This is a genomic window from Shinella sp. WSD5-1, assembly GCF_963942435.1.
Lineage (GTDB): Bacteria > Pseudomonadota > Alphaproteobacteria > Rhizobiales > Rhizobiaceae > Shinella > Shinella yambaruensis.
In genome coordinates, this window is record NZ_OZ012596.1 from 761,542 (window position 1) to 787,031 (window position 25,490).

Here is a 25,490-nt window from a genome sequence, read left to right on the forward strand (position 1 = left end):
CCCATGGACTATCGACCCCTCGGAAAATCCGGCCTCAAGGTGCCGGTCCTCAGCTTCGGCGCCGGAACCTTCGGCGGCTCCGGCCCGCTCTTCGGCAATTGGGGCAATTCGGACGCTGCGGAAGCCCGCCGCCTTGTCGACATCTGCCTGGAGGCCGGCGTCAACCTGTTCGACACGGCCGACGTCTATTCCAACGGTGCTTCCGAGGAAGTGCTTGGCGAGGCGATCAAGGGTCGGCGCGATGCGGTGCTGATCTCGACCAAGACCGGCCTACCGATGGGCGACGGGCCGAACGACGCAGGCTCCTCCCGCTTCCGGCTGATCCGGGCGGTCGAGGATGCGCTGCGCCGCCTCCAGACCGACTATATCGACCTCTTGCAACTGCACGCCTTCGACGCCGGCACGCCGGTCGAGGAAGTGCTTTCGACGCTCGATACGCTCGTGCGCGCCGGCAAGGTCCGCTATGTCGGCGTCTCCAACTTCTCCGGCTGGCAGATCATGAAATCGCTGGCCGTCGCCGATCGTTATGGCTGGCCGCGTTATGTCGCCAATCAGGTCTATTACTCTCTGGTCGGGCGCGACTACGAATGGGATCTGATGCCGCTGGGTGCGGATCAGGGCCTCGGCGCGATGGTCTGGAGTCCGCTCGGCTGGGGTCGGCTCACGGGAAAAATCCGGCGCGGCACGCCGCTGCCCGAAGGCAGCCGCCTGCATGAGACCGCAAGTTTCGGCCCGCCGGTGGACGACGAAAACCTCTATCGCGTCGTCGATGCGCTCGATGCCATTGCCGAGGAAACGGGCAAGTCAGTCCCGCAGGTCGCGCTGAACTGGCTGCTGCAACGCCCGACCGTTTCCTCCGTCATCGTCGGCGCGCGCAACGAGGAACAGCTTCGCCAGAACCTCGGCGCGGTCGGCTGGAGCCTGACGCCGGAGCAGGTGGCAAAGCTGGATGAAGCCAGCGCCGTCACTGCGCCCTATCCCCATTTCCCCTATCGCCGGCAAGAGGGCTTTGCGCGGCTGAGCCCGCCGATAGCCGGCTAACGGTGGCTCCTGGCGACTATCCCCACGATGATCTCATGCAGTTCGGCTTGCGCCTGATGAGGCGACGCGATGCGACGGGCAACGACATGACGCACCGAAGCCCTCCCACCCGTCGCGATCCGCCCCTATCGGCCACGGCATGCAGCACGTTGCCTTCCGCCGTGAAGCGATTTTCGGGCCTAAACCTCTCGACATGGATCAGCGGCCGCCTGGCGCAGACAAATGGATGGCATGCTGAAGGGCAGAGAACGGAATGGGCTCTCCTGCATCCTGCCCTTCGTCACCGTCATCGATGGCCATGGTTCAAAGCAATTCCAGAATCTCGACACCTTCGGGCAGGCCGTCACGATCGATCGTCACGATATAATCCGAAAAGGCTCTCGCCGGCGGCAGATTGTCCAGCCGCTGGTCGATGACACGAAATTCGCCCTCTACATTGCGGCCGATACGGATGCGCTCGAACAGGGCATGCGCCGGCGCGTTGCCGAGCGCGTTGTCATGCTTGAACGCCACCAGCCTGCGCGTCGCCATTTCGCCACGCGCGGCGGAACGGTCGTGCTCGAACATGGCCGCGAGCGCCTCGAACAGCAGGGAAAGGTCGCTTTCCGAAAAGCCCGAGCGCTCCGCGAACTTGGCGGAAATGAAGCCGTGCGCGACATAAAGACCGTAGGGAACGATATGCTTGCGTCCCATGGTGCGGTTGTCGGTGCGCTCGCTGGAATCGTCGCCCTCGGCCTTCTGCTTCTTTTCAGCCTCGTTGGTGGCTGCCATGCGGGTGATCGAGATCTCGAGCGGCAGGATCGGCTCGACGGAGCGCGCGAAGGTCATTTGCACCGGCCCCTTCACCTGGCCGGCATTGACGCCGGTGGACATGACGGCGCCGAAGGTGCGCACATCGAAGAAGTTGCGGCACATGAAGGCGGTAATGGCCTTCGCCTCCGCATCGTCCTTCGGGTTCAGCTTGGCGTCCTTCTCGACCTTCGGGTCATCCTCGCGGATTGCCCGATAGGCCTGCCGGTGCTTGTGGTTGAGGATTGCGCCTTCCTCGACATAGATGTGGAAACCGTCTTCGCCATGGCGGGCGAGATCGACGTAGTTGCGAATCTTGCGCTTGAGGCTGACATCCGTCACCAGCCCCCTGTTCGTCTCCGGGTCGAGTCGCGGCAGGTTGCCGGCATCCGGATCGCCGTTGGGATTGCCGTTGACGACCTCGAAGATCAGCGCGAAATCGTAGCGGTTGGCAATCGCGGTCATGCGTCAGTCTCCCTCGAAACAGCGGCTTCAGCCGGCTTTCTGAAAAACTCGTTGCGTTGATGATAGTAGCCGAGGCCGAAAAGCGCCTGGTCCTCGGCAGAAAGCGAAGCCGGGAAAGGGTCCACGCCGGGACTCATCAGTTCCATGATGGCGCCGACCTGCTTCTCCAGCATGACCTTGTAACCGGGCTTCTGCTTGCCGACCTTGGACAGATGATTGGCCGAGCCGCTTTCGAGCAGGTGGAACACCTTGCGCGGCTGCGCGGACGCCGAACCATAGAACTTGTCCTTGATCGTGGCGTTGACCTTCGGACCGAGCGCCGCAGCCTGGATGTGCTCATAAACGGCAAACAGCCGCCCCAGCAGATAGCCCTTGTTCGTATTTGCCGGATCGAGCGCCACGGATGCCTCCTTGCTTTTGAAATTACGGATGAGCAAAGCCTTGAGAATGCCGGCGCGCAGGGCATTGATCTCGCCATCGGCGCGGATGCGGGTCAGGACCGACGACAGGAGCGTCAGCGGATAATGCGTGCCCGACAGGATCGAACGCATCCACTCCCCGGCCAGGTTCGGCGTGACATTCTCACTCTTGCCGAGGACGGCGGTTTCGCAAAGATAGCGCCAGAGCGGCGGGAAAGGCTCGCGCGGCGGCGGCTCGATCCGCATGCCGGAGACGAACTGCTGGTAATGCCGGGTCAACTCGCCGAAATTGCCGGAATGGAAGAAACGGATGGAGAGCCGGGCGGCATTGGGCGCAAGTCCGAGCACGTAGAATTGCACCTTGCCGAGGTTCGGCTCCACTTCCTCCAGCGGCACCCCCTTGCGGATCTGCTCCAGCCGCTCGCGGATATGTTTCGCCCCGATCTTCTCTTCTGCTTCCTGCTCTTGATCGACGGTATCGAAGAAGACGGGAAACAGCATCTCCACCTCCTCCGCCGCACCCGCCTCGGACGCATCCGCCCAGAATACCGTGGAGGCATCGCCGATCTGGATGCGGTGTCCGCTGTCCCTTTCCAGAAACCGGTTGAGCGCCGTCGTATAGGCGAAGGCCGCGGCCTCGGAGACGGGGGCATTGTCACCTTGTTCGTGGCCGTAGGAGGTGAAGGCGTCGAGATTGAAGGAGACAAGCGCCGCGCCGGAAGATTGCGCGCCCCAGACACCCTTGATCGATGGATGAAGGCGCGCAACCGCCCCGGGCTCTCCGCGAACGAGGCAGATTTCCTCCCTGCCGCTTCCCCGGCTCGACAGGCGCTCCCACACGGCCTTGGCCGCGGGACGATCATGCAGGAAGATGTTCGCGCGCCGGTCGCTTTCCAGCGCAAAAACCACGTTCTGGTCCTTCATGTCGTCCTGCCAGGGCGAAGCCGTGAACTGTTCCGGCGACCACGTCGTCAAGAACGACAGGAAAGCGCGTAGACCGGGATCGTCATTTTCCCCCAAGTCCCCCAGATGTCGTTCCACGAAAGCCCGGTGCTCGTCTGCGGTGCGTCGCCCCTCGCCAGCAGTCACCCCCAGGACATAAGAGGTCTTGTCCCAGAGAAAGTTCGGCGCGATGCCTGCCGTGCGCTTCACGGGCTGTGGCACCGGCATCGGCCGAGGCCGCGCCTTCCTGCCCTCGCCCTCGCGCCAGTCGGTGACGCTGACGACCGACCCGTCATCGTTCAAGCCGATAACGACGCCAATCTTTTCCGAAGAATACCCGAACGGCGGCGCGTTCGGCAGGCGATCATAGGCCCTTGCAAGCGCGGAAAGGATCGTCATCGCCGAACCTCCGGGGAACTCGGCGACGGAACCTTCACCACGCCATTCTCCAGTGCGGCGCGAAAGAACAGCGACGGCCGCCCGTCCGTCGCGTGATCGATGTCGAACAGCATGAAGCCGAGATCGCGGCTCTCGCCGATGGCCTGCGGCAGCGGCGCATCGGGCGGGAGAAGCTCGAAATGCGCCGCGAATTCCCGCGTGCCGAGGCAAGGCTGATGGAAACACTGACCCCGCGCCGCACGACGGTTGAAAATATCGAGATGCTTGCCCTCGTTGTCATCGGGACCGGCCTTCTTCGTCAGCTCGAAATGCGCCTCGATCACATAGGCCGGCTTCACCAGCACGGTGGCGGCACGCTGCTGGCGATCCTCGTCCACCAGCAGGTTCAACCCCTCCAGATCGCCGCGTTTCATCGCCGACCTGATCTTGCCCGCCGGCGCCTTGTGGCCGACTTCGTTGCGCCGGATCGACTGGAAGCGGATGGGCTCCAGCACATGGATCGCATCGATCACCCAGCGGATCGCCGGCTTCCAATGGATCGCCTCCAGCAGGCCGCGCGCCGCGGAAGGCGTCATCACATCGTAGGAGACACGCTCGACCTTCATCTCCGGGCGCGTGAAACAAGCATAATCACCCCAGACTTTCAGGCGAATTCCGTAGGTCATTGATGCCCTCCCAAAAACATTCGAAAACGCATGAGAACACCGCTGCAGAGCGGATTCAGCTAGAAAATCATGTCTTCCACGCCGAGATAGCCCGCATCCTCCCAAAGCAGACCTACCTCCTGAACGTACAGGCTGGCTGTCTGCAGAACAGCAAACTGGTCTCCCCTCCATTGCGGCGCAGCGAACGCGACATGGCCGTTCCTGATCAGCAGGTCCCTCGCTTTCGGAGGCATCGACACTACCGAGGATTGCAGCTTCCGCGCCAACGATCCAGACGAAATCGCCTCCACTCCCAGTTGATCAACGGCTTCTTTTGCTCCCTCGTCCAGTGCCACGATCACCGGCGCCAGACCGCTTTCAATCATGCGGAAATCCCGGCCGACCGTGCGATAATCGAAATGGCAGCCCGTACGGCCGCTCAGCGCAAATCGGTCGAGGATATTCTTGCCGTCCATGCCCTCGCCCATACGCCAGTAGACCTCGCCGAAATAATCCTCAACGGCGGCGAGCGAGGTGAGATCGGCGTGCTTGTCGATGATCCGCTTCATATCGCCGATCAGGCCGCGGATTTCGGCAGGAGGCCGGTGGGCGTGTGGATTGAAGACCGTAACGATGCTGCTTTCACGGTCGCGCCTGCCTTCCCGATTGACCCTGCCGGCAGCCTGTATGATCTGGTCCAGGCCTGCCTCGGCCCGCCAGGCAACGGGAAAATCGACATCGACTCCGGCCTCGATCAGGCTGGTGGCGATCAGGCGACAAGATCGACCGTCTTTCAGGCGGTCCCGCACATCCGCCAGAATCCGACGGCGATGCGCCGCATATTGCCGTGTCGTCAGGTGGACGATTCCCTCCAGCCCGGCCTCGGACGCCTTCCGGTAGAGTTCCAGCGCATGGCGCCGGCTGTTGACGATGACCAGCGCCTGTTCATGACCGGCAAGGGCATCCAGCAGTGCGCCGTCGTCCATATCACCGGCATGGACGATATGCGTGCGTGCAAGTCTCGTTGCCAGACCCGGCGGGTCCGGCGCCAGTTCCCGGCCTTCCAGCGGCAAGCCGCCTGGCAATTCCGGACGCTTGCCGAGCGCCGGCTGTGTCGCCGTGCACAGGACGATCGTGCAGCCGTAGTTGCGCGCCAGTTCCTCCAGCGCCCGCATGATCGGCATCAGCAAGGCCTTCGGCAGGGTCTGCGCCTCGTCCAGAACCAGGATGGAACCGGCGATATTGTGCAGCTTGCGCGCCCGTGACGGGCGGGCCGTGAACAGGCTTTCGAAAAGCTGCACGGTCGTCGTCACGATGACCGGAGCTGCCCAATCCTCCATCGCCAGCTTCAATTTATCCTTGCGCTTGCGCTGCTTCGCGTCGAACGATTCCTCCTCGATGGAGGAATGGTGTTCGAGGACATTGCCCTCTCCGAGCACGGAGCGAAAGATTGCCGCCGTCTGGTCGATGATGCTGGTGAAGGGAACGACATAGATGATCCGGCGGTGCCCGTACCGACGGGCATGATCCAGCGCGAAGCCGAGGGAGGACAGCGTCTTGCCCCCGCCGGTCGGCACGGTGAGAGTGAACAGGCCCGGCTCCCGTTCGGCCCCTCTACGCACATGGGCCAGCACCTCACGGCGCAAGGAATTCAACGCCCCCTCCCGTCCCGAGAGCGCGGTCGTGTACACATCGAAACGCGCGATGAAATCATCGATCAGCGCGGCCAGCGCCGGCCAGTCGCGGTCCGCCTTCTTCTCGCCGAGCGTCACATAGTAGCGCTCGGTGTCCGAAAAATCCGCATCCACCAGCGTCGAGAACAGCATGCGTCCCATGAAGGCCCAGGAGAAGGCATGGCCAGCCCGGTCGGTGGGAAAGCGTTGAATCATGTCGGGCACGAGGCCGGAAATCTCGACATGCAGCTCTTCCATCCAGACCGGATCGATTGCCTGCGGCTGCTTCATGCGATGATCGAAGGTGCCGGGTGCGTCCAGCCTGTCGGGCAGGCCCGCATAGTGCCCGAGGATGCCGTAGCCGATGACCTGCGCCATGGCTGCATCGCTCCCCCTGGCAAGATCGCGCAAAACCTGCGCGCCGGCCGTGGAATGATCGACAGGCTCCATCGCGCCGTCCAGGCGCCGTTGAAAAGCCGGGTTGTATTTGCCGAGATCGTGAAAAAGCCCTGCGATAAACGCTGCTCGCTCAAGTCCGAACGGACGAGCCTTCTCTCCCGCCAGCCGTGCAACGGCAAACAGATGCTCCTTCAAGGGCTGCCAGTCGGATTTGCCCGGATCACGACCAGAATGTGCATAAAATTCCATGCATTCCCCCCGCGCTTGAAGAATGCATGGCGCAGATCAGGCAGGCAATGCACTGAATGGTTGTATCTTGGTGAGGAAATCGACTTCGCCAAGCCGAAGGGCGAGAAGCGCCATAAACTTCAGCGCCGCGATGGTGGTCGGTTGGCCGCTTTCCCACGAATAGACGGCACGCATCAGCGTACCGAGCGGTTCCGGCTTCACGATTGCAGCACGATGCCGGACATTGGGGCTGTCAGCGCGCCCCTGAGATCAGCCGTCGCATCGTTCCGCCCAGCCGTTGGCGACAGCGAACCGCAGGACGCGGCCAATCGTCGATCGCAAGCGCCGAGCCGTTTCGTGGTTCCCCTTGGCTTCGACAGGGCGAAGCACGGCGAGAACGTCCTTCGGTGCGATCTCGTGCACCGGCTTGTCCGCGAAACCCTTTGCCAGGTCGATCAGCAGCCATCGAGCCGTGCTCATCGTGATGGCCGCTCGACCTTCTCTCTCCGCCTTGGTAAGATATTTTTCTGCGACAGCGGCAAAGGTGTTCTCCGCAGCCTCTTTGGCAGCCTTTACGGCGACCTTGCGCTCTTTCTTTTCCTCGCCCGGATCGATACCGGCCTCAAGCAGCCCTTTCGCCCTGCGGCGTGCTTCCCGCGCGTCGACAAGCAGCGTTGCCGGATATGAACCGAGAGCGAGCTGCTTCTGGGGACTTCCAAAACGATAAGCAAGTCGCCACAACCGACTGCCGTTCGGGGTTACGAGCAGAAACAGGCCGCCACCGTCCGACAGCTTGAATTGTTTGTCGCGCGGCTTGATGGATCGGAGCGCCGCATCACTGGGTCTGTCCGTCGCCATGTGCTGGTGCGTCGTTGGTACCGTGATTCCGATACCAGCAATCATACCAGCAAATTTTGTGGATGCCAAAAGACACTAGCAAACGTCCTTGGACGTATGCTCCCGAAATCCCTTGAGAATTTCGGGGTTTCTCAGACGTCCTTGGACGTTGAAAAACTAGGAAATGGTGCCCAGAAGAGGACTCGAACCTCCACGCCTCGCGGCACAGGTACCTGAAACCTGCGCGTCTACCAATTCCGCCATCTGGGCGACGGAGAGGCATGTAGAAGGAGCGCTCGCCGGTGTCAACAGGCTTTTTGAAGTTTTCGCAACAGCTTGGCAAAAAATGCCTTTTCCGCAAAAGGGCGTGGCGGTTTTGCGGGGAAACCGGGCCGCCGGAAAAGGCTCAGCGGCTCGTGGCCCAGGCGCGAACACGCTCCAGCCCGGCCGCAAGCAGGTCCGCGGCGGCGGTCTCGCTCTTCGCCTCGACATAGCAGCGCATTTCCGGCGCATTGCCGGAGGGGCGGAAATGGATGACGCTGCCGTCCTCCAGCGTGACGCGCAGGCCGTCCAGGTCGCTCACCTTGGCCGGCACGCCGATCGGCGCGAGGAAGGCGGCAAGGGGCCCGGCGCCCGAGCGCAGCTCCGCCATCAGGGCGGCGCTGGTCTCCACCGGCATGTTCTCCAGGCGGTCGCTGGCCGCCGCCGGCAGGGCGAAGCCGGCGGCGATGGCGGAAAGCGGCCGGTCTTCTGCCGCCGCGAGCGCCAGGACGGCGAGCACCGGCATCAGGCTGTCGCGGGTGGGGAGCGCGGCGAGCGTGAGGCCGTTCACGGCAAAGGGCGTCGCCGTCAGCGTGCCGCCATTGGCCTCGAAGCCGGCGACGGCCGTCTCGCCGGCGGCGACCGCCTCGTTCATCGCGGCGATCACGAAGGGCGAGCCGACCCGGGTGCGCAGCACCCTGCCGGAAACGGCGGCCTCGATGCCGGAATTCGAGGTGACCGGCGTTGCGATCACGGTGGCGCCGAGGAAGCGGCTGGCGATGAGGCCGACGAGGTCGCCGCGCAGGGGCGTTCCGGTCTCGTCGGTAACGAGCGGCCGGTCGCCGTCGCCGTCGGCGGAGACGATGGCGGCCAGCCCATGCTGCACGGCCCAGCCCTCTAGAAGGGCGATCGTCTCGGCGGAGACGGCCTCCGTGTCGACGGGGATGAAGCGTTCCGAGCGGCCGAGCGCGACGACGTCCGCGCCGTAGTGGGCGAGCACGGAAACGAGAAGGTCGCGCGCCACGGTCGAGTGCTGGTAGACGCCGACGCGGAGGCCGGCCAACGCCCGCTCGGGCAATAGCGTGTGGTTGCGGGCGGTGTAGAGCGCCATGGCGGCGTCATGGAGGTCGTCGGCGGCCTCCGGCGTGGCGGGAAGGTCCGCGCCTTCGCTGCGAAGTGCCGCGGCGGCGGCGGTGATGGCGGCCTCGTCCGCCTTGTCGATCTCGCCGTCCGGCCGGTAGAACTTGATGCCGTTGCGGTCGGCGGGAATGTGCGAGCCCGTCACCATCAGGCAGGCGGCCTTGCGGGCAAGGCCGAGCAGCGCCAGCGCCGGTGTCGGCAGCGTGCCGCAATCGCGCGGGCAAAGGCCCGCCCTGCCGAGGGCCGCGATCGCGATGGCCGCGATGGCCGGGCTGGAGTCGCGGAAATCACGGCCGATCAGAACCTCGTCGCCCGGCCGGGCGATGCCGGCGGTGAGGAGATGACGGGCAAAGGCGGTGGCATAGAGCGCGGTGGCCGGCCCTTCTAGATCCACCGAAAGGCCGCGCAGGCCGCTGGTTCCGAATTTCAGGCTCATGCAGCACCTCCTGTCGCTCGCGGTCCGGCCCGGTAAAGGGCGCGACATGAATAAAACAAAATGCGTGAACGTAATGCAAAGCAGGGACGTGACAGGGAAAAATCCCGCCAGAACAGTGAGGATCACATGTCGAAGATTCGAAATCTCGTTTTCGGTTGCGCGATGGGGATTGCCTCCGCGATCGCGCCCATGGGTGCGGCCCAGGCCGTTCCGCTCGCCGTGCCGGACATGAAGGTACAGACGAAAAGTGACGTCACCCAGGCGCAGGTGCAGTTCTGCTATGGTTACGGCTGCGACCGCCGTTACTATCGTCGCCACTATCGCCCGAACTACGGCTATGAGCGTCGCTACTATCGCCCGCGCTACGAGCGGCCGCGCTATTACGGCGGACGCCGGGCGCATGTGAACTGGTGCGCCAACCGCTACCGCACCTACGACCCCTACACCAACCGCTACCATGCCGGCGGCGGGGTGTATCGCCTGTGCTATTCGCCCTATCGATAAGCACGGCGGAAACGGCGGGCTTCGGCCCGCCGTTTTGGTTTCAGCCCTGACCGGCGTCGGTGACGCGGTCCGTGTGGCCGAGGTCCCGGCCCGGTTCGATGACGTCGCGCACACGCTGCTTCAGTTCCTTCGGTCCCGGAAAGCCGCCGTCGCGCTTGCGCTCCCAGACGAGCGCCTCGCCGACGCGGATCTCGAAACTGCCGCCGGTGCCGGGAATGAGCGCCACTTCGCCGAGCCCGTCGGAGAAGGTCGAAAGCAGCTCCTGCGCCATCCAGCCGGCGCGCAGCAGCCAGTTGCACTGGGTGCAGTAGAGAATGGAAACGCGCGGCTTTTCCCCGGACATGGTCACCTCCTGATCGATGACGAAAGCATATAGCAGCGGGGGCGTCTTGGCACGCGCCGGCTCGCGCGCCTCTCACAGAATTGTCAACTCAATTCATCATGTTTTGTTGGCGGACATCTTGTCGCAGCCCGATTCCTGGAGGAGACGTGGTGCACTGCAACATCCCACAGGAGATCCCATGTCAGAGCTTGCCACCAATCGCCCGCGCCTCATCATCCCCTCGCTCGGCAGCATTTACGCAGCGCTCGGCGAGAGCGCGGAAACGATCCTGCGCGTTGCCGCCGGCCTGCTGCTCGTCACGCACGGCTATGGCAAGATCCTCAATCCCTTCGGCGCCAGCGGCATGGTCGAGAGCCTCGGCTTCTATCCGGGCGTCTTCTGGTCGCCGCTGCTCGCCGCGACGGAATTCTTCGGCGGCATCCTGATCGCCATCGGCCTCTTCACGCGCCCGGCCGCCTTCGCGGCGATGATCGTGCTCGCCGTCACCGTCTACTTCCACGGCATCGTGCAGGCCGAGGGCCTGATGGGCGCGGAGAAGTCAATCCTGTGGACGCTGATCATGTTCTATTTCGTGATCCGGGGCGCCAACAGCCATTCGGTCGACGCCAGGCTCGGCCGTCAGTTCTGATCGGCCTCTTCCGGCGGTGGCGGCCTCTGCCGCAGCCGCCGCTTGACCCCTGCGGCAAGCGTCTCGGCGTCATGGGGCTTCATGACGACGGGAATGGCCTCGAAGCCCTTGACGCCGTCGCGATGGATGTCGCCGACGGTCGTGAAGAGAAGCGGCACGCCTTCTGCCACCAGCCGTTCGATGCGCGCCGTGATCTGCGTGGCATCGAGCGGCACGTCGAGCAGGCAGAGGTCGATATCGGCCAGCGCGGCCGCGCCCCACTGGTCGAGCTGTTCGGGCCGCAGCAGGGTGGTGCGGCAATCCAGCGCCGCCTTGATCAGGTATTCCGCGTCGAGCGCGATCAGGAATTCGCGTTCGGCGATCAATATGTGCGGAAGTGAATGGTTCATGGCGCCGCACTCCTCGTCCATGTGCAACCGCCGGAGAAGCGGCGGTTCGGGAGGCGGACTTTGGGCTTGCCTGCCGGGGGTGTCATTTAAAAAAGACATAGCGCCCATGCGATGGAACAACCGCGCATGCTGCGCGTTTTCCGGGCCAGCTCATGGGGCTGCGCGGGATCGGAACAGGCGGGGGCGCAATGGCGGGCAGTACGGCGGTCAACCAGCAATCCAGATGGCGCACGCCCTGTCAGCAATGTCCCCTGCGCAACCTTTCGACCTTCCGGGATTTTTCGGCCAAGGAGCTCGACTTCGTCTCGCAGTTCAAGAGCGGCGAGCTTTCCAGCGAACGGGGCGCGACGATCCTCGTCGAGGGCATGCACAGCGCCCATCTCTTCACGGTGCTTTCCGGCTGGGCCTTCCGCTACAAGCTGCTGCCGGACGGGCGCCGGCAGATCATGAACTACGTGCTGCCGGGCGATCTCATCGGCCTGCAGGGCAGCCTGCTGGGTGAAATGGACCATTCCATCGAGGCGCTGACGCCCGTCACGCTCTGCGTCTTCGAGCGTTCGAAGCTGGAGCGGCTGTTCGAGCGCCATGCCTCGCTCGCCTACGACCTCACCTGGATCGCCGCGCACGAGGAGCGCATCCTCGATGAGCACCTGCTCAGCGTCGGCCGGCGCTCGGCGCTGGAGCGCACGGCCTACCTGCTCTCCTTCATCCACCAGCGTGCCCGTTCGGCGGGCGTCGATGGCGGGCGGCGGGTCATCCCGATCACCCAGCAGCATGTCGCCGATACGCTCGGCCTCTCGCTCGTGCACACGAACAAGACGTTGCGCAAGCTGGCCGACCGCAAGCTGATGCGCTGGCAGGACAAGGGGTGCGAGATCCTCGACGGCGACGGACTTCTGGCGCTGGCCGGCTGGGAGGGGCTGAAGAAGCAGCCCCGCCCCTTCATCTGACCCTTTCGCCAACGCAGTTCCCGGCACGCAAACCGGCGTGCGGTTCCGCTGGAATGGCTCAGGCGACGTCCCAGTGCAGCGGGAACATCGGGTCGAACACTGTCACCGGCCCTGCGCCCGTCTCGATCTTTGCCGGGAAGGCGACGGGTTGCGCGCGCCTGACGAGACGGATCGTCTCCGCGTTGGCCGGCAGGCCATACCAGGCGGGGCCGTTCAGCGAGGCGAAGGCCTCGAGCTTGTCCAGCGCGCGCTCCTCCTCGAAGACATGGGCAAGGCAGCTCATCGTGTTGATCGAGGTGTAGATGCCGGCACAGCCGCAGGCGCATTCCTTCAGCGGATCGACATGCGGCGCCGAATCGGTGCCGAGGAAGAAACGCCCGTCGCCCGAGGTTGCGGCGGCGCGCAGCGCCAGCCGGTGCTCCTCGCGCTTGGCGACGGGCAGGCAATAGTAGTGCGGCTTGATGCCGCCGACCAGGATGGCGTTGCGGTTGATGATCAGGTGATGCGTGGTGATCGAGCCGGCAAGGTTCGCCTTGGCGGACTTGATGTAGTCGACGCCGTTCTTCGTCGTCACATGCTCCATGGTGACGCGCAGCTCCGGCAGGCGCGCGCGCAGCGGATCGAGCACCGTCTCGATGAACACGGCCTCGCGGTCGAAGATATCGACGTCGGACGTCGTCACCTCGCCATGCACGCAGAGCGTCAGGCCGATCTTCGCCATGCGTTCCAGCACGGGCATCGCCTTGTCCATGTCGCGCACGCCGCCGTGGGAATTGGTCGTCGCGCCGGCCGGATAGAGTTTGACGGCGCGGATCAGGCCGCTTTCGTAGCCGGCTTCGACATCGTCGGGGTCGGTATGCTCGGTGAGGTAGAGTGTCATCAGCGGCTCGAACCGGTCGCCCTCCGGCAGGGCGGCGAGGATGCGGTCGCGGTAGGCGGCAGCGTCCGCGGTGGTCACGACCGGCGGCACGAGGTTCGGCATGATGATCGCGCGGGCGAAATGCCGGCTGGTATCGCCGATCACGCCTTCGAGCATGGCGCCGTCGCGCAGGTGCAGGTGCCAGTCGTCCGGCCGGCGGATGGTGAGTTCTGTGGTCATCGGTGTCGCTCCCGCCCTTGGCTTTGCGGCAATGCGGCAATCCCGCACGCAAGACGTTCAGGCATCCTTGCGAAAATTGCTCTGGCGGCTGCGATAGCATCCGCGGGGCGGAACGACAATCGTTTCAGAACATGTCGATGGAGAGGTCGGCGGGGCGGGAGTTCTCCAGGATGCGCCTTCCGTTCGGCAGGTCGTTGCCGTAGAGCTTCCAGTGGATCTGGTCCTCCGGCAGCGCGTAGCGCATCCAGCGCTGGCGAAGCCGCTCTTCCAGGACCTTGTAGGGTGGGCCGACGAAGATGGTGAAGTCGAAGAGGCCGTCCAGCCTGTCCCACGGCGCATCCTTGAAGAGCAGGTAATTGCCTTCGGCGAGGATGAAACGGGTTTCCCCGGGGATCGCGCGGGCGGCGTTAATCGCCAGCTCGCGCGACCGGTCGAAGACCGGCACGAGGACTTCGCCCTCGGCGCGTTTCAGCGCCGTGACGATATCGATGAAACCGCGGCCGTCTAAGGATTCCGGCGCCCCCTTGCGCGGCAGGAGGCCACGTGCGGCGAGAATGCCGTCGTCCATGTGGAAGCCGTCCATCGGTAGGATCTCGGCCGTCTCGCCGCGGGCGACGAGGCCGTCCCGCAGCGCTTCGGCCAGCGTCGACTTGCCGGCGGCCGGCGGGCCGGCAAGGCCGACGAGGAAGCGGCGCGCGTCCCCCGCGCGCCGCAGCAGGGCATCGACGATCGTCGCAGGGGCGATCATGCCGCGATCGCCTCCGCGGGCAGCTTGGCGCCGGTCATGAAGGCGACGGCGTCGGACATGGTGTAGTCCTTCGGGTTGATGACGGTGAGCCGCCGGCCGAGCCGGTGGATGTGGATGCGGTCCGCCACCTCGAAGACATGCGGCATGTTGTGCGAGATCAGCACGATCGGGATGCCGCGCCGGCGCACGTCGAGGATGAGTTCCAGGACGCGCCGGCTCTCCTTGACGCCGAGCGCCGCCGTCGGCTCGTCGAGGATGATCACTTTCGAGCCGAAGGCGGCGGCCCGCGCCACCGCGACCCCCTGGCGCTGGCCGCCCGAAAGCGTCTCCACCGCCTGGTTGATGTTCTGGATCGTCATCAGCCCGAGCTCGGAAAGCTTGTCGCGGGCGAATTTCTCCATCGCCGTGCGGTCGAGCTTGCGGAACCACTGGCCCATGACGCCGGGTTTGCGGATCTCGCGGCCGAGGAACATGTTGTCGGCGATCGAGAGGGCCGGGGAGAGCGCGAGGTTCTGGTAGACCGTCTCGATGCCGGCGCTGCGCGCCTCGATCGGCGAGCGGAAGTGCACCAGCTGGCCCTCCAGCTTGATTTCGCCCTCGTCCGGCGTGATGGCGCCGGAGATCGCCTTGATCATCGAGGACTTGCCCGCGCCGTTGTCGCCGATCACGGCGAGGATCTCGCCGGGATAGAGGTCGAAGTCCGCATGGTCGAGGGCGGTGACGCGGCCGTAGCGCTTGACGAGACCGCGGGCGGTGAGAATGGGTTCGAGAGCCATCAGCCTGCTACCTTTCTGATCCACTGGTCGATTGCGACAGCCGAGATGATGAGGACGCCGATCAGGAGATAGGTCCATTGCGGGTCCGTGCCGATGAGGCGAAGGCCGAGCGAGAAGACGCCGACGATCAGTGCCCCGAAGATCATGCCGAGGATCGAGCCGCGCCCGCCGAACAGCGAGAGGCCGCCGATCACCACGGCGGTGATCGATTCGATGTTGGCGAACTGCCCCGCCGTCGGCGAGACCGAGCCGATGCGGCCAATGAGCGCCCAGCCGGCGAGCGCGCAGATGAGGCCGGAGAGCGTATAGACCGAGATCAGCATGCGCTTGACGTTGACGCCGGCCAGCTCCGCCGCGTCCGGGTCGTCGCCAACAGCATAGACATGGCGGCCCCAGGCGGTGTGGTTCAGCACGTACCAGAGCAATGCCACCAGCAGCACCATGGCGATGACGCCGTAGGTGAAGACCGCGCCGCCGAAGCGGATGTTGTTGCCGAAGAACTGCAGCAGCGGGGCCTGCGCGGAGATGTCCTGCGAGCGGATCGTCTCGTTGGCCGAATAGAGGAAGTTGGAGGCGAGGATGATCTGCCACATGCCGAGCGTGACGATGAAGGGCGGCAGCTTCATGCGGGCGACGAGCAGGCCGTTGATATAGCCGCAGAGCGCGCCGCAGGCGAGGCCGCAGAGCACGGCGAGCGACGGCGGCAGGCCGTAGCGGAAGGTGAACTGGCCCATCACGACGGAGGAAAGCACCATGATGGCGCCGACCGACAGGTCGATGCCGGCGGTGAGGATGACCAGCGTCTGCGCCGCGCCGACGATGCCGACGATGGCCACCTGCTGGAGGATGAGCGTCATCGTGAAGGCGGAGAAGAATTTTCCGCCGAGGATGATGCCGAATACCGCCACCGAGAGCACCAGCACGATCAGCGGCACCGCGGAGGGGCTGCCGTGCAGGAAATGCTGGAATTTCTGAATGGGCGTCTTGTCGTGCGTATCGAAGGAGGCGACCTGCGTCGCGCTGCCGGTCAGCACCTTCTCGAATTCCTGCGAGGGTTGCGAACCCTGCGAGGGCTGCGCGCCCTGCGGGACCGTCGATGTCTCACTCATGATCCTGTTCCTCCCCTTCCGGCGCCGACCGTCGCGGCTGACCGGATGAAATGGTAGACGGACGCACCGGTCGGGCGCCTTGCGCACCTTCCGCCATCGCCGGGCGGTCTCCTCCCCTATGCGGCCCCGGCTGTCGCCGTGCCCCATGGAGAAGGGTGCCCATGTCTTGTTGCGAATGTCAAAGCAGGGTCGGTCTTACCCGCGACCCGGGCCGCGTCCGTAGCGGAAAGCCGGCCCGGTCAAGCCGGGCCGGCGGGGGCATCAGCCCCAGCACTTGTCCTTGCCGGCCTTGGTGTCGATGGACTCGACGCCGGCTGCCGGCTTGTCGGTGACGAGCGTCACGCCCGTGTCGAAGAAGTCCTTGCCTTCGGTGGCCTTCGGCTTCTCGCCGGTGTCGGCGAAGGTCTTGATGGCCTCGATGCCGAGGGCCGCCATCATCAGCGGGTACTGCTGCGAGGTGGCGCCGATGACGCCGTCCGCGACGTTCTGCACGCCCGGGCAACCGCCGTCGACGGAAACGATCAGCACGTCGCCTTCCTTGCCGACGGCCTTCAGCGCTTCATAGGCGCCGGCAGCGGCCGGTTCGTTGATCGTGTGCACGACATTGATGGACGGATCCTTCTGGAGAAGGTTCTCCATGGCGGTGCGGCCGCCCTCCTCGTTGCCGTTGGTCACGTCGTGGCCGACGATGCGGGCATCGTCCTCGTCGCCGATCTTGGAAATGTCCTTCACGTCGATGCCGAAGCCCTTCATGAAGCCCTGGTTGCGCAGCACGTCGACCGACGGCTGCGAGGGCGTCAGGTTGAGGAAGGCGATCTTGGCGTCCTTGGCGGCGTCGCCGAGCGTGGCGGCGGCCCACTTGCCGATCAGTTCGCCGGCGAGCAGGTTGTCGGTGGCAAAGGTCATGTCGGCGCTGTCGAGCGGCTCCAGCGGCGTGTCGAGCGCGATGACGAGCAGGCCCGCGTCACGCGCCTTCTGCACGGAGGGGACGATGCCCTTCGTGTCCGATGCGGCGATCAGGATGCCCTTCGCGCCGTCGGCGATGCAGGTCTCGATCGCCGCGACCTGGCTTTCCGAATCGCCGTCGATCTTGCCGGCATAGGACTTCAGCGTCACGCCGAGTTCCTTGGCCTTCGCCTCGGCGCCTTCCTTCATCTTGACGAAGAACGGGTTGGTGTCGGTCTTGGTGATCAGGCAGGCGCCGACATCGGCGGCGGAGGCCGGCGCGGCAAAGGCGACGCCGAGCGCAAGCGCGCCGAGAGCGGCGGAAATCACGGTTTTCTTCATAAGATCCTCCCAAGGACAAAACGGGATGCGCCCCTCTCCTGGGGCCATCCGGTCGCAGGGTGGCGGGCGGCTCCTCCGCCGGCCGATCCTTGCTTCCGGCCATAAAGAGAACACCAAAAGAAATGCCTGTCAATAAATAAATCGAATTGAATTATTAATTCGATGTGGCATGCTGCAGGAAAGATCGGGCGAAAAGCCCGGCTGCGCGTTTCCGGTGGAAGAGCGGAACGCCAGCCGATAAGAGGACCGGAAAGGGCGCGGGCGCCCGGTCCGGCACGGGAGGAGACGATGATCAGAAAGGACGCGACGGCACACGCCGTGCCGGCCGAAATCCTCGATCCGAGCGGGGGCGCGAACCAGGTGCGCGTCCGGGCCTATAACGAACGCTTGGTCATGTCGCTGGTGCGCCGGCACGGCAGCCTGTCGAAGGCCGAGATCGCCCGGCGCAGCGGCCTTTCCGCCCAGACCGTCACCGTCATCATGCGCGCGCTGGAGGCGGAGGGGCTTTTGATGCGCGGCGAGCCGATGCGCGGCAAGGTCGGCCAGCCCTCCGTGCCCATGCGGCTCAATCCCGATGCAGTCTATTCCTTCGGCCTGAAGATCGGCCGCCGCAGCGCCGATATCGTCATGATGGATTTCGTCGGCGGCATCCGCCGGCAGGTGCGCCGGACTTATCCCTATCCGATGCCCGGCCCGCTGCTCGCCTTCGTCGTGGACGGGCTCGCCGAGCTGGAGGCCGCGATCACGCCGGAGGAGCGCGCCCGCATCGCCGGCTTCGGCGTCGCCGCGCCGTTCGAGCTCTGGAGCTGGGCGAGCGAAGTGGGCGCGCCGCAGGCCGACATGGACCAGTGGCGCGGCGTCGACCTCGGGGCGGAGATCGCAAGCCGCGTGCCCTATCCCGTCGTGCTGCAGAACGACGCGACGAGCGCCTGCGCCGCCGAACTCGTCTTCGGCCTCGGGCCGCAATATCCCGATTTCCTCTATCTCTTCATCGGCTCCTTCATCGGCGGCGGCGTGGTGCTGAATTCGGCGCTCTTCACGGGCCGCACCGGCACGGCCGGCGCCATCGGCCCGCTGCCGGTGCAGGGTCGTGACGGCGAGACGGTGCAGCTCCTGAAGATCGCCTCGATCTACCGCCTGGAAAACCTGCTGCGCGAGCATGGCATCGATCCCAAACCACTCTGGTATTCGGCGGATGGATGGATCGATTTCGGTGCGCCGCTCGCAATCTGGATCGAGGACACGGCGGCCGCGCTCGCCCAGGCCGTCGTCGCCTCCGCCTCCGTCATCGACTTCTCCGCCGTCATCATCGACGGCGGCTTTCCCGCCTGGGTGCGCGAGCGCGTGGTCGCGGCGACGCAGGCCGCCGTCGCCCGCCTCGACCTCCAGGGCGTCACCCTGCCCGAGATCGTCGAGGGCGCGGTCGGCAGCGCCGCGCGCTCGATCGGCGGGGCCAGCCTGCCGCTCTTTTCCCGCTATCTTCCGGACCAGAACGTCCTCTTCAAGGAGCTTGCCTGAATGCTGAAAGGTCTTGACCCCATCCTGGGCCCGGAGCTGCTCGCGACGCTGCGCGCCATGGGCCACGGCGACGAGATCGCCATCGTCGACGGCAACTATCCGGGCGTCGAGCACGCCCGCCGCCTCATCCGCCTCGACGGCGTGCCGCTCGTCCCCGCGCTCAATGCCGTGCTTTCGGTGCTGCCGATCGACGATTTCGTCGAGGAGGCGATCTTCCGCTCCACCTTCCGCCAGGAGCGCGACACGCTGGAGCCCGTGCACCGCGAGATCATCGACTGCTGCGCCCGCCATGCGCCGGATCGCGCGGTCGTGCCGCTCGTCGGTGCCGACTTCTATGGCCGCGTGCGCGCCGCCCACACGCTGGTGCAGACCAGCGAGCCGCGGCTCTATGCCAATGTCATCCTGCGCAAGGGCGTCATCTATCCCTGACCCTGTTTCCCGCGGAACAGCGCGGGGCGGGGAGATATGAGACCTTCTGATCACCGGATGAGAGAGGCTCATCCCCAACCGATCAGGAGAGACCCCATGCGCAAGATCATCGTTTCCGCCACCGTCGCCCTCGTTGCCGCCGTTTCCTTCGCGGCCCCCTCGCAGGCCGGTTACTACAGCTACGGCTACCAGCCCTCCTGCTTCATCAAGAAGGTGAAGGCCTACGACTACTACGGCAACGTCATCGTCAAGAAGATCCGCGTCTGCCACTGATCCCTTCCTTCTGTCGATCCTCCCCCGACTTGCCCGGCTCGAAAGAGCCGGGTTCTTTTTGTTTGGCCCTTGAATGAAGGGGAGGGCCGTGTTTGTCTCGCGCCATATCGAAGAATGGGAGTATCGCATGCGCGTGCTGGTGGTGGAAAACGACAGGGTGACCTTGCTGGGGCAGATCGGCGTCGCGCTGGACGAGGCGGGCGCCGAGATCGACCTCTGCCGCCCCCATGCCGGCGACATCATCCCGGCGGACGACGCGGCCCACGACGCCGTCGTCGTCATGGGCGGCCCGCAGAACGCCCGCGACGACGAACGCCACGGCTACCTGCCGGCGCTCGCCGCGCTGATGCGCCGCTTCGGCGACGCGGACAAATCGGTGCTCGGCGTCTGTCTCGGCAGCCAGCTTCTCGCCCGGGCCTATGGCGCGGAGAACCTGATCGGCGCGGCGCCGGAATTCGGCTGGTGCACGGTGGCGCTGACGACGGACGGCGCCGGCGATCCGGTCCTGTCGGCGGCGGCCGGCGCATTCCCGATCTTCCAGTGGCACAGCGACACGTTCACGCTGCCGGACAAGGCCGTGCGCCTCGCCACCAACGGTGCCGCCGAGAACCAGGCTTTCCGCATCGGCCGCGCCACCTACGGCACCCAGTTCCATTTCGAGGCGAGCCGCGCGGTGGTGGACGGCTGGGCGGAGACCTTCCCGCAGCTCATCGAGACGCTCCAGCCCGGCTGGCTTGCACGGCGTGCCGCGCTGGCCGACGAGAACGGCCCGCGCGCCGACGCCACGGGCCTTGCCATCGCGCGGGCCTGGGTGGCGACGATCGCCGCCGCCGCAACCCGCCGGGTCGCCTGAAGCGGATACGGCCTTAGGACCTGGACAGCGCCGCCGCGAATCGCGACGCTGCGGCCTTGAGGATTTCGGGCGCGAAGCCGGAAAAGCCGATGACCAGGCCCTGCCGCGGCGGATTGGTGACGGCCATGGCCGAGAGCGCCCGCACGCCGAGCCCGGCGCGCGCGGCAATCTCCACCGCGTCCGTATCGGCAAGCGCGGCCGGCAGGCCGGCGACGAGGTGCAGGCCCTGGTCCGGCACGCCGACCGAAAGCGTGCCCGCCGTCGAGAGCCCCGCGACCAGCGCGTCGCGTGCCGCCTGCGCCTGCCGCCGGGCGCGGCGCAGATGCGCGGCGAAGTGGCCCTCGCGGATGAGGTCGGTGAGGGCGGCCTCGGCCAGCGTCGGCGGGCTGCGGTCGCTGCGGCCGCGCAGCGCCACCACCGTATCGAGCAGCGGATCGGGAATGACGGCATAACCGAGCCTGAGGCCCGGGAAGAGCACCTTGGAGAAGGTGCCGAGATAGATCACGCGCCCGCTGTCATCCATGCCCTGCATGGCGGCGAGCGGCGGCCCGGCGAAGCGGAATTCGCTGTCATAGTCGTCCTCGATGATCCAGCCGCCGGTCTCCCGCGCCCAATCGATCAGGGCGAGCCGCCGGCGCATGCTCATGGTGACGCCGAGCGGGAACTGGTGCGACGGCGTGACATAGACCGCGCGGGCGCCCGGTGCCGCCAGCGCGATATCCGCCCCCTCGCCGTCGACGGCAAGGCCGCAGAGCGCCAGGCCGTTGCCGGAAAAGGCCGCCCGGGCGCTCGGATAGCACGGGTCCTCGATCATCACCCGGTCGCCCGGCGCCAGCGCGCTGCGGATGACGAGGTCGATGCCCTGCTGCGTGCCCGTCGTGATGACGATCGAGCGCGCCGCGCAGCGCACGCCGCGCGCCTGCCGGAGATAGGCGGCGACCGCCTGGCGCAGCGCTTCGCCGCCGCGCGGATCGCCATAGTGGAAATGCTCGGGGCCCGGACGGGCGAGATGGCGTGACAGCAGGGTGCGGAACTGTTTCAGCGTGCGTGCGTCGGCCATGGCGACGCCGAGCGTGCCGGGCAGCGGCATTGCCGGGGCGCGTCTCTCCCGCTCGACCGGTTCCGTCGGCCTCATCGTCGGCACCCGGTCGGCAACGAAGGTGCCGGCCCCGGTGCGGGCGACCGCGAAGCCCTCGGCGATCAGCGTCTCGAAGGCGGCGACCACGCTGCCGCGCGAGGTCTTCAGCCGCTGCGCGAGGTCCCGCGTCGGCGGCAGCTTGCTGCCGGGCGGAATGTCCCCCGCCTCGATCAGCCGCCGCAGTTCGCGGTAGAGCGCCGGCGTGCGCCGGCCCGCCGCCGGAAGAACGGGAACGAGCGAGGACCAGTCCGGCAGAATGGTCCGAATTTTTTGCTCGGAATTGGTGCTTTTTCGATCCAATGCCATGGCGCACCATGGCGGCCTCTCCCTTGAAAGGCAAGCCCCGCAGATGAGCACCGAGACCGCCGCCTATCCCGTCACCCCGCGCAACCGCGTCAAGCGCATGCACGAGCGCGGCAGCTACGACCGCGAAAGCGTCCATGCCATTCTCGACGCCGCCATGCTCTGTCACGTCGCCTATGTCATCGACGGCCAGCCCTATGCGACGCCCACCCTCTTCTGGCGCAGGGGCGACACGCTCTACTGGCACGGCTCCTCCGCCAGCCGCATGCTGCGGCACCTGAAGGCCGGCACGCCCGCCTGCCTCACCGTCGCCCATCTCGACGGGCTGGTGCTCGCCCGCTCCGGCTTCAACCATTCGGCCAATTACCGCTCCGCCATGTGCTTCGGTACGGCGCGGCTCGTCGAGGATCCGGCGGAGAAGATCGAGGCGATGCGCGACGTCGTCGACCGCTTCTATCCGGGACGCAGCGCGCTGCTGCGTCCCCTCACGCCGCAGGAGGCCAAGGCGACGACGATCATCGCCATGCCGATCGACGAGGCGGCGGCCAAGGTGCGCGCCAAGGGCGTCGGCGACGACGAGGCGGATTTCGCCCTGCCGATCTGGGCCGGCGTCATCCCCGTCACCACCGTGCTCGGCCCCGCCGAGACCTGTCACCGGCTGGTGGCGGGCGTGGAGAAACCCGAAACGCTGGCGATCTTCCCCGAGGGCGGCCGGCTGGACGCCGCGCTGCGGACGGGACAGCAGCTCTACGAGAATGCCTGAAGTCCATGCGCCACGGTCCACGCGGCGGATGTCGCCCGTGGGTTGTCAAAGAGCATCGGACGGGGCGCTGGAAGCTGCCTCATCTGAAAAATTGTATCTGCGGCACCTTTCAGCGCCCCGTTCGGCGGTTTTTGCCCGCGACTGCGGTCCCTCTGCAAGGGCCGGACCCGTGGATGCCTGTCGCCGGTTTCCGGGATGGGCGTCTCCGTTTTGGCATCCGCGATCGCGCGCCATGGCGATTGCGGACGGAAAGGCGCTCTCGCACCCTTCCCGGAAAAGCTTCACCCCGGCGGACGATGCCGACGCATCCGCCGGACCCGGCCCCCTTGTGTGCCGCACAGGCACGCCCGGCGCGCCGTCCGGGGCATGAAACGGCAGGGTCGGTCCGACGCCCCGCCGCTTCCCCCGTGTCGCCGGAGGGAGACCATTTTCCGCAGGCCCTTGCGGTGCGGGCTCACGTCCTTCCCCCGCCACAAGCGCCGGCCCCGCCTCACTGCCACGCCTGGCAGCGTATCCGTGGCGGGACGGGAGGATTGTAGGCACGGATCTGGCGGGTGGGGAAAACGGGGCGTGTTTTTTCGGGGAGGTGAGGGTGTGCCGTGCGGGTGGATCCTCGGGTCGAGCCCGAGGATGACGACAGAAGGAAGGGGGGCGGATGAAGGCAGCGGTTCCGCATGCCGTACCGTTCAATGGGGCCCCGGGCTTCTCCTCCCCTCCGTCATCCTCGGGCTTGACCCGAGGATCCATCCGCACGGCACACCCTTGCCTCCAATCGCGAGAAAGCCCCGGATGCAGGGGCATCCGGGGCTTTCGGGTTCTGTCGCAGGCGGCGGTGCCGGCCTTTACTCGTCGCCCATCTTGAGCGCGGCGATGAAGGCTTCCTGCGGGATCTCCACCTTGCCGAACTGGCGCATGCGCTTCTTGCCGGCCTTTTGCTTTTCCAAGAGCTTGCGCTTGCGGGTGGCGTCGCCCCCGTAGCACTTGGCGGTCACGTCCTTGCGCAGCGCCGAGATGGTCTCGCGGGCGATCACGTTGCCGCCGATGGCGGCCTGGATCGGGATCTTGAACATGTGCTTCGGGATCAGCTCCTTGAGCTTCTCGCACATTTCGCGGCCGCGCTTTTCCGCGGCCATGCGGTGCACCATCATGGAGAGCGCATCGACCGGCTCGCCGTTCACCAGGATCGACATCTTCACCAGGTTGCCTTCCTTGTGGTCGGTGATCTGGTAGTCGAAGGAGGCGTAGCCCTTGGAGATCGACTTCAGGCGGTCGTAGAAGTCGAAGACGACCTCGTTGAGCGGCAGGTCGTAGGTCAGCATGGCGCGCGTGCCCACGTAAGTCAGCTCGACCTGGATGCCGCGGCGGTCCTGGCAGAGCTTCAGGATGCCGCCGAGATAGTCGTCCGGCGTCAGGATCGTCGCGCGGATCCACGGCTCGTGGATTTCCGAGATCTTGACGACGTCGGGCATGTCGGCCGGATTGTGCAGCTCGCGCTCGGAACCGTCGGTCATGAAGAGCTTGTAGACGACCGAGGGGGCCGTCGCGATCAGGTCGAGGTCGAACTCGCGCTCCAGGCGCTCCTGGATGATCTCGAGGTGCAGCAGGCCGAGGAAGCCGCAGCGGAAGCCGAAGCCGAGCGCGGCGGAGCTTTCCATTTCGAAGGAGAACGAGGCGTCGTTGAGGCGCAGCTTGCCCATCGCCGAGCGCAGGTCCTCGAAATCGGCGGCATCGACCGGGAAGAGGCCGCAGAAGACGACAGGCTGGGCCGGCTTGAAGCCCGGCAGGGCCTTTGCTGTCGGGCGCTTGTCCTCGGTGATCGTGTCGCCGACGCGGGTATCGGCCACTTCCTTGATCGAGGCGGTGATGAAGCCGATCTCGCCCGGGCCGAGGGAATCCATCGCCACCATCTTCGGCGTCAGCACGCCGACGCGCTCGATCGTGTATTTCGCGTCCGTGCCCATCATGCGGATGGTCTGGCCCTTGCTGATGCGGCCTTCGATGACGCGCACGAGGACCATGACGCCGAGATAGGTGTCGTACCACGAATCGACGAGGAGGGCCTTCAGCGGGGCCTTCTCGCCGCCTTCGCTCTTCGGCGCGGGCAGGCGCTCCACGATCGCTTCGAGCACGTCCGGAATGCCGAGGCCGGTCTTGGCCGAGATCAGCACGGCGTCGGAGGCGTCGATGCCGATCACCTCCTCGATCTGTTCCTTGATGCGGTCGGGCTCGGCGGCCGGCAGGTCGATCTTGTTGAGCACCGTCACGAGCTCGTGGTTGTTGTCGATCGCCTGGTAGACATTGGCGAGCGTCTGGGCCTCCACGCCCTGGGAGGCGTCGACGACGAGCAGCGAACCCTCGCAGGCCGACAGCGAGCGCGAGACCTCGTAGGCGAAGTCGACATGGCCGGGCGTGTCGATGAGGTTCAGCACATAGGTCTCGCCGTCCTTCGCCTTGTAGTGCAGGCGCACGGTCTGGGCCTTGATGGTGATGCCGCGCTCGCGCTCGATGTCCATGTTGTCGAGGACCTGTTCCGACATCTCGCGGTCGGCGAGGCCGCCGGTCGACTGGATCAGCCGGTCGGCGAGCGTCGACTTGCCGTGGTCGATATGGGCCACGATGGAGAAGTTGCGGATATGGTCGAGGGGCGTCGAAGTGTTGGTGCTCATGCGCGCCATATAGCAGCGGGGAAGATTCCCGCAAAGCGGTA

At 65.8% G+C, this 25,490-nt stretch carries 25 protein-coding genes and 1 tRNA gene; 9 read left to right on the plus strand and 17 right to left on the minus strand.

Translation table 11 applies throughout. From position 1 onward, the window contains the following. Positions 1–3: 3 nt before the first annotated feature. Positions 4–1,041 (plus strand): aldo/keto reductase, encoded by a 1,038-nt coding sequence (locus AABQ55_RS03560; protein WP_272807283.1) that lies wholly within the window; start codon positions 4–6, stop codon positions 1,039–1,041. Positions 1,042–1,344: 303 nt separating this feature from the next. On the opposite strand, the gene cas7c is transcribed toward AABQ55_RS03560, so the two are convergent. The 8 genes from cas7c to AABQ55_RS03600 all read right to left on the minus strand — a co-directional run bounded on the left by cas7c (position 1,345) and on the right by AABQ55_RS03600 (position 9,673). Then, positions 1,345–2,295: a type I-C CRISPR-associated protein Cas7/Csd2 gene (gene cas7c / locus AABQ55_RS03565; RefSeq protein ID WP_272807284.1), complete on the minus strand. Its 951-nt coding sequence runs from the start codon at positions 2,293–2,295 to the stop codon at positions 1,345–1,347. Beyond that, complete coding sequence (gene cas8c / locus AABQ55_RS03570; protein ID WP_272807542.1) at positions 2,292–4,055, minus strand: type I-C CRISPR-associated protein Cas8c/Csd1; 1,764 nt, start codon at positions 4,053–4,055, stop codon at positions 2,292–2,294. The genes cas7c and cas8c overlap by 4 nt, the downstream gene beginning before the upstream one ends. Further along, the gene (gene cas5c / locus AABQ55_RS03575; protein ID WP_272807285.1) at positions 4,052–4,720 is read right to left on the minus strand and encodes a type I-C CRISPR-associated protein Cas5c; all 669 of its coding nucleotides are present in this window, start codon (positions 4,718–4,720) and stop codon (positions 4,052–4,054) included. The genes cas8c and cas5c overlap by 4 nt, the downstream gene beginning before the upstream one ends. 59 nt (positions 4,721–4,779) lie before the next feature. Next, complete coding sequence (cas3, locus tag AABQ55_RS03580; RefSeq protein ID WP_272807286.1) at positions 4,780–7,020, minus strand: CRISPR-associated helicase Cas3'; 2,241 nt, start codon at positions 7,018–7,020, stop codon at positions 4,780–4,782. 36 nt (positions 7,021–7,056) lie between these two features. Continuing rightward, positions 7,057–7,221, minus strand: a complete 165-nt coding sequence (locus tag AABQ55_RS03585) for a hypothetical protein (protein ID WP_272807287.1) — start codon at positions 7,219–7,221, stop codon at positions 7,057–7,059. Positions 7,222–7,269: 48 nt separating this feature from the next. Then, positions 7,270–7,857, minus strand: coding sequence for a tyrosine-type recombinase/integrase (locus AABQ55_RS03590; RefSeq protein ID WP_272807288.1), 588 nt, complete (start codon positions 7,855–7,857; stop codon positions 7,270–7,272). A gap of 164 nt (positions 7,858–8,021) precedes the next feature. After that, positions 8,022–8,106, minus strand: a tRNA-Leu gene (locus AABQ55_RS03595). A 136-nt stretch (positions 8,107–8,242) separates the two neighbouring features. Further along, positions 8,243–9,673 carry a phosphomannomutase gene (locus AABQ55_RS03600; protein ID WP_272807289.1) on the minus strand — a complete coding sequence of 477 codons (1,431 nt, stop codon included), beginning with the start codon at positions 9,671–9,673 and terminating at the stop codon, positions 8,243–8,245. A gap of 126 nt (positions 9,674–9,799) precedes the next feature. On the opposite strand from AABQ55_RS03600, the gene AABQ55_RS03605 reads away from it, so the two are divergent. Beyond that, the gene (locus AABQ55_RS03605; protein ID WP_244770329.1) at positions 9,800–10,177 is read left to right on the plus strand and encodes a BA14K family protein; all 378 of its coding nucleotides are present in this window, start codon (positions 9,800–9,802) and stop codon (positions 10,175–10,177) included. A gap of 40 nt (positions 10,178–10,217) precedes the next feature. Here the strand turns inward: AABQ55_RS03605 and AABQ55_RS03610 are convergent, their stop codons facing one another. Then, positions 10,218–10,520, minus strand: coding sequence for a SelT/SelW/SelH family protein (locus AABQ55_RS03610; protein ID WP_244770328.1), 303 nt, complete (start codon positions 10,518–10,520; stop codon positions 10,218–10,220). A 178-nt stretch (positions 10,521–10,698) separates the two neighbouring features. Here AABQ55_RS03610 and AABQ55_RS03615 point away from each other — a divergent pair, with 178 nt between their 5' ends. Continuing rightward, positions 10,699–11,148, plus strand: a complete 450-nt coding sequence (locus AABQ55_RS03615) for a DoxX family protein (RefSeq protein ID WP_272807290.1) — start codon at positions 10,699–10,701, stop codon at positions 11,146–11,148. Here AABQ55_RS03615 and AABQ55_RS03620 read toward each other — a convergent pair. After that, a complete protein-coding gene (locus tag AABQ55_RS03620; RefSeq protein WP_272807291.1) occupies positions 11,139–11,537 on the minus strand; it encodes a hypothetical protein in 399 nt (132 codons plus the stop codon). The two genes, AABQ55_RS03615 and AABQ55_RS03620, sit on opposite strands and share 10 nt — an antisense overlap. A 188-nt stretch (positions 11,538–11,725) precedes the next feature. Between AABQ55_RS03620 and AABQ55_RS03625 the strand changes: the two genes are divergently transcribed. Continuing rightward, on the plus strand, positions 11,726–12,487 hold the full coding sequence (locus AABQ55_RS03625; RefSeq protein WP_244770325.1) for a Crp/Fnr family transcriptional regulator: 762 nt from the start codon (positions 11,726–11,728) through the stop codon (positions 12,485–12,487). A gap of 58 nt (positions 12,488–12,545) precedes the next feature. Here the strand turns inward: AABQ55_RS03625 and pyrC are convergent, their stop codons facing one another. The 5 genes from pyrC to AABQ55_RS03650 all read right to left on the minus strand — a co-directional run bounded on the left by pyrC (position 12,546) and on the right by AABQ55_RS03650 (position 17,506). Continuing rightward, on the minus strand, positions 12,546–13,586 hold the full coding sequence (pyrC, locus tag AABQ55_RS03630) for a dihydroorotase (RefSeq protein ID WP_272807292.1): 1,041 nt from the start codon (positions 13,584–13,586) through the stop codon (positions 12,546–12,548). A 124-nt stretch (positions 13,587–13,710) separates the two neighbouring features. Next, positions 13,711–14,334: a nucleoside triphosphate hydrolase gene (locus AABQ55_RS03635; RefSeq protein WP_272807293.1), complete on the minus strand. Its 624-nt coding sequence runs from the start codon at positions 14,332–14,334 to the stop codon at positions 13,711–13,713. Further along, on the minus strand, positions 14,331–15,110 hold the full coding sequence (locus AABQ55_RS03640; protein ID WP_272807294.1) for an ATP-binding cassette domain-containing protein: 780 nt from the start codon (positions 15,108–15,110) through the stop codon (positions 14,331–14,333). The genes AABQ55_RS03635 and AABQ55_RS03640 overlap by 4 nt, the downstream gene beginning before the upstream one ends. Next, positions 15,110–16,219, minus strand: a complete 1,110-nt coding sequence (locus tag AABQ55_RS03645) for an ABC transporter permease (protein WP_244770321.1) — start codon at positions 16,217–16,219, stop codon at positions 15,110–15,112. The genes AABQ55_RS03640 and AABQ55_RS03645 overlap by 1 nt, the downstream gene beginning before the upstream one ends. A 261-nt stretch (positions 16,220–16,480) precedes the next feature. Further along, a complete protein-coding gene (locus AABQ55_RS03650; protein WP_244770320.1) occupies positions 16,481–17,506 on the minus strand; it encodes a sugar ABC transporter substrate-binding protein in 1,026 nt (341 codons plus the stop codon). Positions 17,507–17,794: 288 nt separating this feature from the next. On the opposite strand from AABQ55_RS03650, the gene AABQ55_RS03655 reads away from it, so the two are divergent. The 4 genes from AABQ55_RS03655 (at position 17,795) to AABQ55_RS03670 (ending at position 20,579) form a co-directional block, all read left to right on the plus strand. Further along, positions 17,795–19,024 (plus strand): ROK family transcriptional regulator, encoded by a 1,230-nt coding sequence (locus AABQ55_RS03655; RefSeq protein ID WP_272807295.1) that lies wholly within the window; start codon positions 17,795–17,797, stop codon positions 19,022–19,024. Continuing rightward, positions 19,025–19,453, plus strand: a complete 429-nt coding sequence (locus AABQ55_RS03660; RefSeq protein ID WP_244770318.1) for an RbsD/FucU family protein — start codon at positions 19,025–19,027, stop codon at positions 19,451–19,453. 96 nt (positions 19,454–19,549) lie between these two features. Continuing rightward, a complete protein-coding gene (locus AABQ55_RS03665; protein WP_272807296.1) occupies positions 19,550–19,726 on the plus strand; it encodes a hypothetical protein in 177 nt (58 codons plus the stop codon). A 127-nt stretch (positions 19,727–19,853) separates the two neighbouring features. Beyond that, complete coding sequence (locus AABQ55_RS03670) at positions 19,854–20,579, plus strand: type 1 glutamine amidotransferase (protein ID WP_272807543.1); 726 nt, start codon at positions 19,854–19,856, stop codon at positions 20,577–20,579. Between the two features lie 13 nt (positions 20,580–20,592). Here AABQ55_RS03670 and pdxR read toward each other — a convergent pair whose 3' ends face one another. Then, entirely contained in the window at positions 20,593–22,023 is a 1,431-nt protein-coding gene (gene pdxR / locus AABQ55_RS03675; RefSeq protein WP_272807297.1) for a MocR-like pyridoxine biosynthesis transcription factor PdxR, read from the minus strand. Positions 22,024–22,066: 43 nt separating this feature from the next. Between pdxR and AABQ55_RS03680 the strand changes: the two genes are divergently transcribed. After that, positions 22,067–22,783 (plus strand): pyridoxamine 5'-phosphate oxidase family protein, encoded by a 717-nt coding sequence (locus AABQ55_RS03680; protein WP_244770315.1) that lies wholly within the window; start codon positions 22,067–22,069, stop codon positions 22,781–22,783. Positions 22,784–23,625: 842 nt separating this feature from the next. On the opposite strand, the gene lepA is transcribed toward AABQ55_RS03680, so the two are convergent. Then, the gene (gene lepA, locus AABQ55_RS03685) at positions 23,626–25,458 is read right to left on the minus strand and encodes a translation elongation factor 4 (RefSeq protein WP_244770314.1); all 1,833 of its coding nucleotides are present in this window, start codon (positions 25,456–25,458) and stop codon (positions 23,626–23,628) included. Positions 25,459–25,490 lie beyond the last annotated feature (32 nt).

What these genes read in the sequence shown, in the direction of transcription:
- AABQ55_RS03560 (WP_272807283.1), top strand. Translation starts at nt 4, where the DNA reads ATGGACTATCGACCCCTCGGAAAATCCGGCCTCAAGGTGCCGGTCCTC.
- cas7c (WP_272807284.1), bottom strand. Translation starts at nt 2,295, where the DNA reads ATGACCGCGATTGCCAACCGCTACGATTTCGCGCTGATCTTCGAGGTC.
- cas8c (WP_272807542.1), bottom strand. Translation starts at nt 4,055, where the DNA reads ATGACGATCCTTTCCGCGCTTGCAAGGGCCTATGATCGCCTGCCGAAC.
- cas5c (WP_272807285.1), bottom strand. Translation starts at nt 4,720, where the DNA reads ATGACCTACGGAATTCGCCTGAAAGTCTGGGGTGATTATGCTTGTTTC.
- cas3 (WP_272807286.1), bottom strand. Translation starts at nt 7,020, where the DNA reads ATGGAATTTTATGCACATTCTGGTCGTGATCCGGGCAAATCCGACTGG.
- AABQ55_RS03590 (WP_272807288.1), bottom strand. Translation starts at nt 7,857, where the DNA reads ATGGCGACGGACAGACCCAGTGATGCGGCGCTCCGATCCATCAAGCCG.
- AABQ55_RS03600 (WP_272807289.1), bottom strand. Translation starts at nt 9,673, where the DNA reads ATGAGCCTGAAATTCGGAACCAGCGGCCTGCGCGGCCTTTCGGTGGAT.
- AABQ55_RS03605 (WP_244770329.1), top strand. Translation starts at nt 9,800, where the DNA reads ATGTCGAAGATTCGAAATCTCGTTTTCGGTTGCGCGATGGGGATTGCC.
- AABQ55_RS03610 (WP_244770328.1), bottom strand. Translation starts at nt 10,520, where the DNA reads ATGTCCGGGGAAAAGCCGCGCGTTTCCATTCTCTACTGCACCCAGTGC.
- AABQ55_RS03615 (WP_272807290.1), top strand. Translation starts at nt 10,699, where the DNA reads ATGTCAGAGCTTGCCACCAATCGCCCGCGCCTCATCATCCCCTCGCTC.
- AABQ55_RS03620 (WP_272807291.1), bottom strand. Translation starts at nt 11,537, where the DNA reads ATGAACCATTCACTTCCGCACATATTGATCGCCGAACGCGAATTCCTG.
- AABQ55_RS03625 (WP_244770325.1), top strand. Translation starts at nt 11,726, where the DNA reads ATGGCGGGCAGTACGGCGGTCAACCAGCAATCCAGATGGCGCACGCCC.
- pyrC (WP_272807292.1), bottom strand. Translation starts at nt 13,586, where the DNA reads ATGACCACAGAACTCACCATCCGCCGGCCGGACGACTGGCACCTGCAC.
- AABQ55_RS03635 (WP_272807293.1), bottom strand. Translation starts at nt 14,334, where the DNA reads ATGATCGCCCCTGCGACGATCGTCGATGCCCTGCTGCGGCGCGCGGGG.
- AABQ55_RS03640 (WP_272807294.1), bottom strand. Translation starts at nt 15,110, where the DNA reads ATGGCTCTCGAACCCATTCTCACCGCCCGCGGTCTCGTCAAGCGCTAC.
- AABQ55_RS03645 (WP_244770321.1), bottom strand. Translation starts at nt 16,219, where the DNA reads ATGAGTGAGACATCGACGGTCCCGCAGGGCGCGCAGCCCTCGCAGGGT.
- AABQ55_RS03650 (WP_244770320.1), bottom strand. Translation starts at nt 17,506, where the DNA reads ATGAAGAAAACCGTGATTTCCGCCGCTCTCGGCGCGCTTGCGCTCGGC.
- AABQ55_RS03655 (WP_272807295.1), top strand. Translation starts at nt 17,795, where the DNA reads ATGATCAGAAAGGACGCGACGGCACACGCCGTGCCGGCCGAAATCCTC.
- AABQ55_RS03660 (WP_244770318.1), top strand. Translation starts at nt 19,025, where the DNA reads ATGCTGAAAGGTCTTGACCCCATCCTGGGCCCGGAGCTGCTCGCGACG.
- AABQ55_RS03665 (WP_272807296.1), top strand. Translation starts at nt 19,550, where the DNA reads ATGCGCAAGATCATCGTTTCCGCCACCGTCGCCCTCGTTGCCGCCGTT.
- AABQ55_RS03670 (WP_272807543.1), top strand. Translation starts at nt 19,854, where the DNA reads ATGCGCGTGCTGGTGGTGGAAAACGACAGGGTGACCTTGCTGGGGCAG.
- pdxR (WP_272807297.1), bottom strand. Translation starts at nt 22,023, where the DNA reads ATGGCATTGGATCGAAAAAGCACCAATTCCGAGCAAAAAATTCGGACC.
- AABQ55_RS03680 (WP_244770315.1), top strand. Translation starts at nt 22,067, where the DNA reads ATGAGCACCGAGACCGCCGCCTATCCCGTCACCCCGCGCAACCGCGTC.
- lepA (WP_244770314.1), bottom strand. Translation starts at nt 25,458, where the DNA reads ATGGCGCGCATGAGCACCAACACTTCGACGCCCCTCGACCATATCCGC.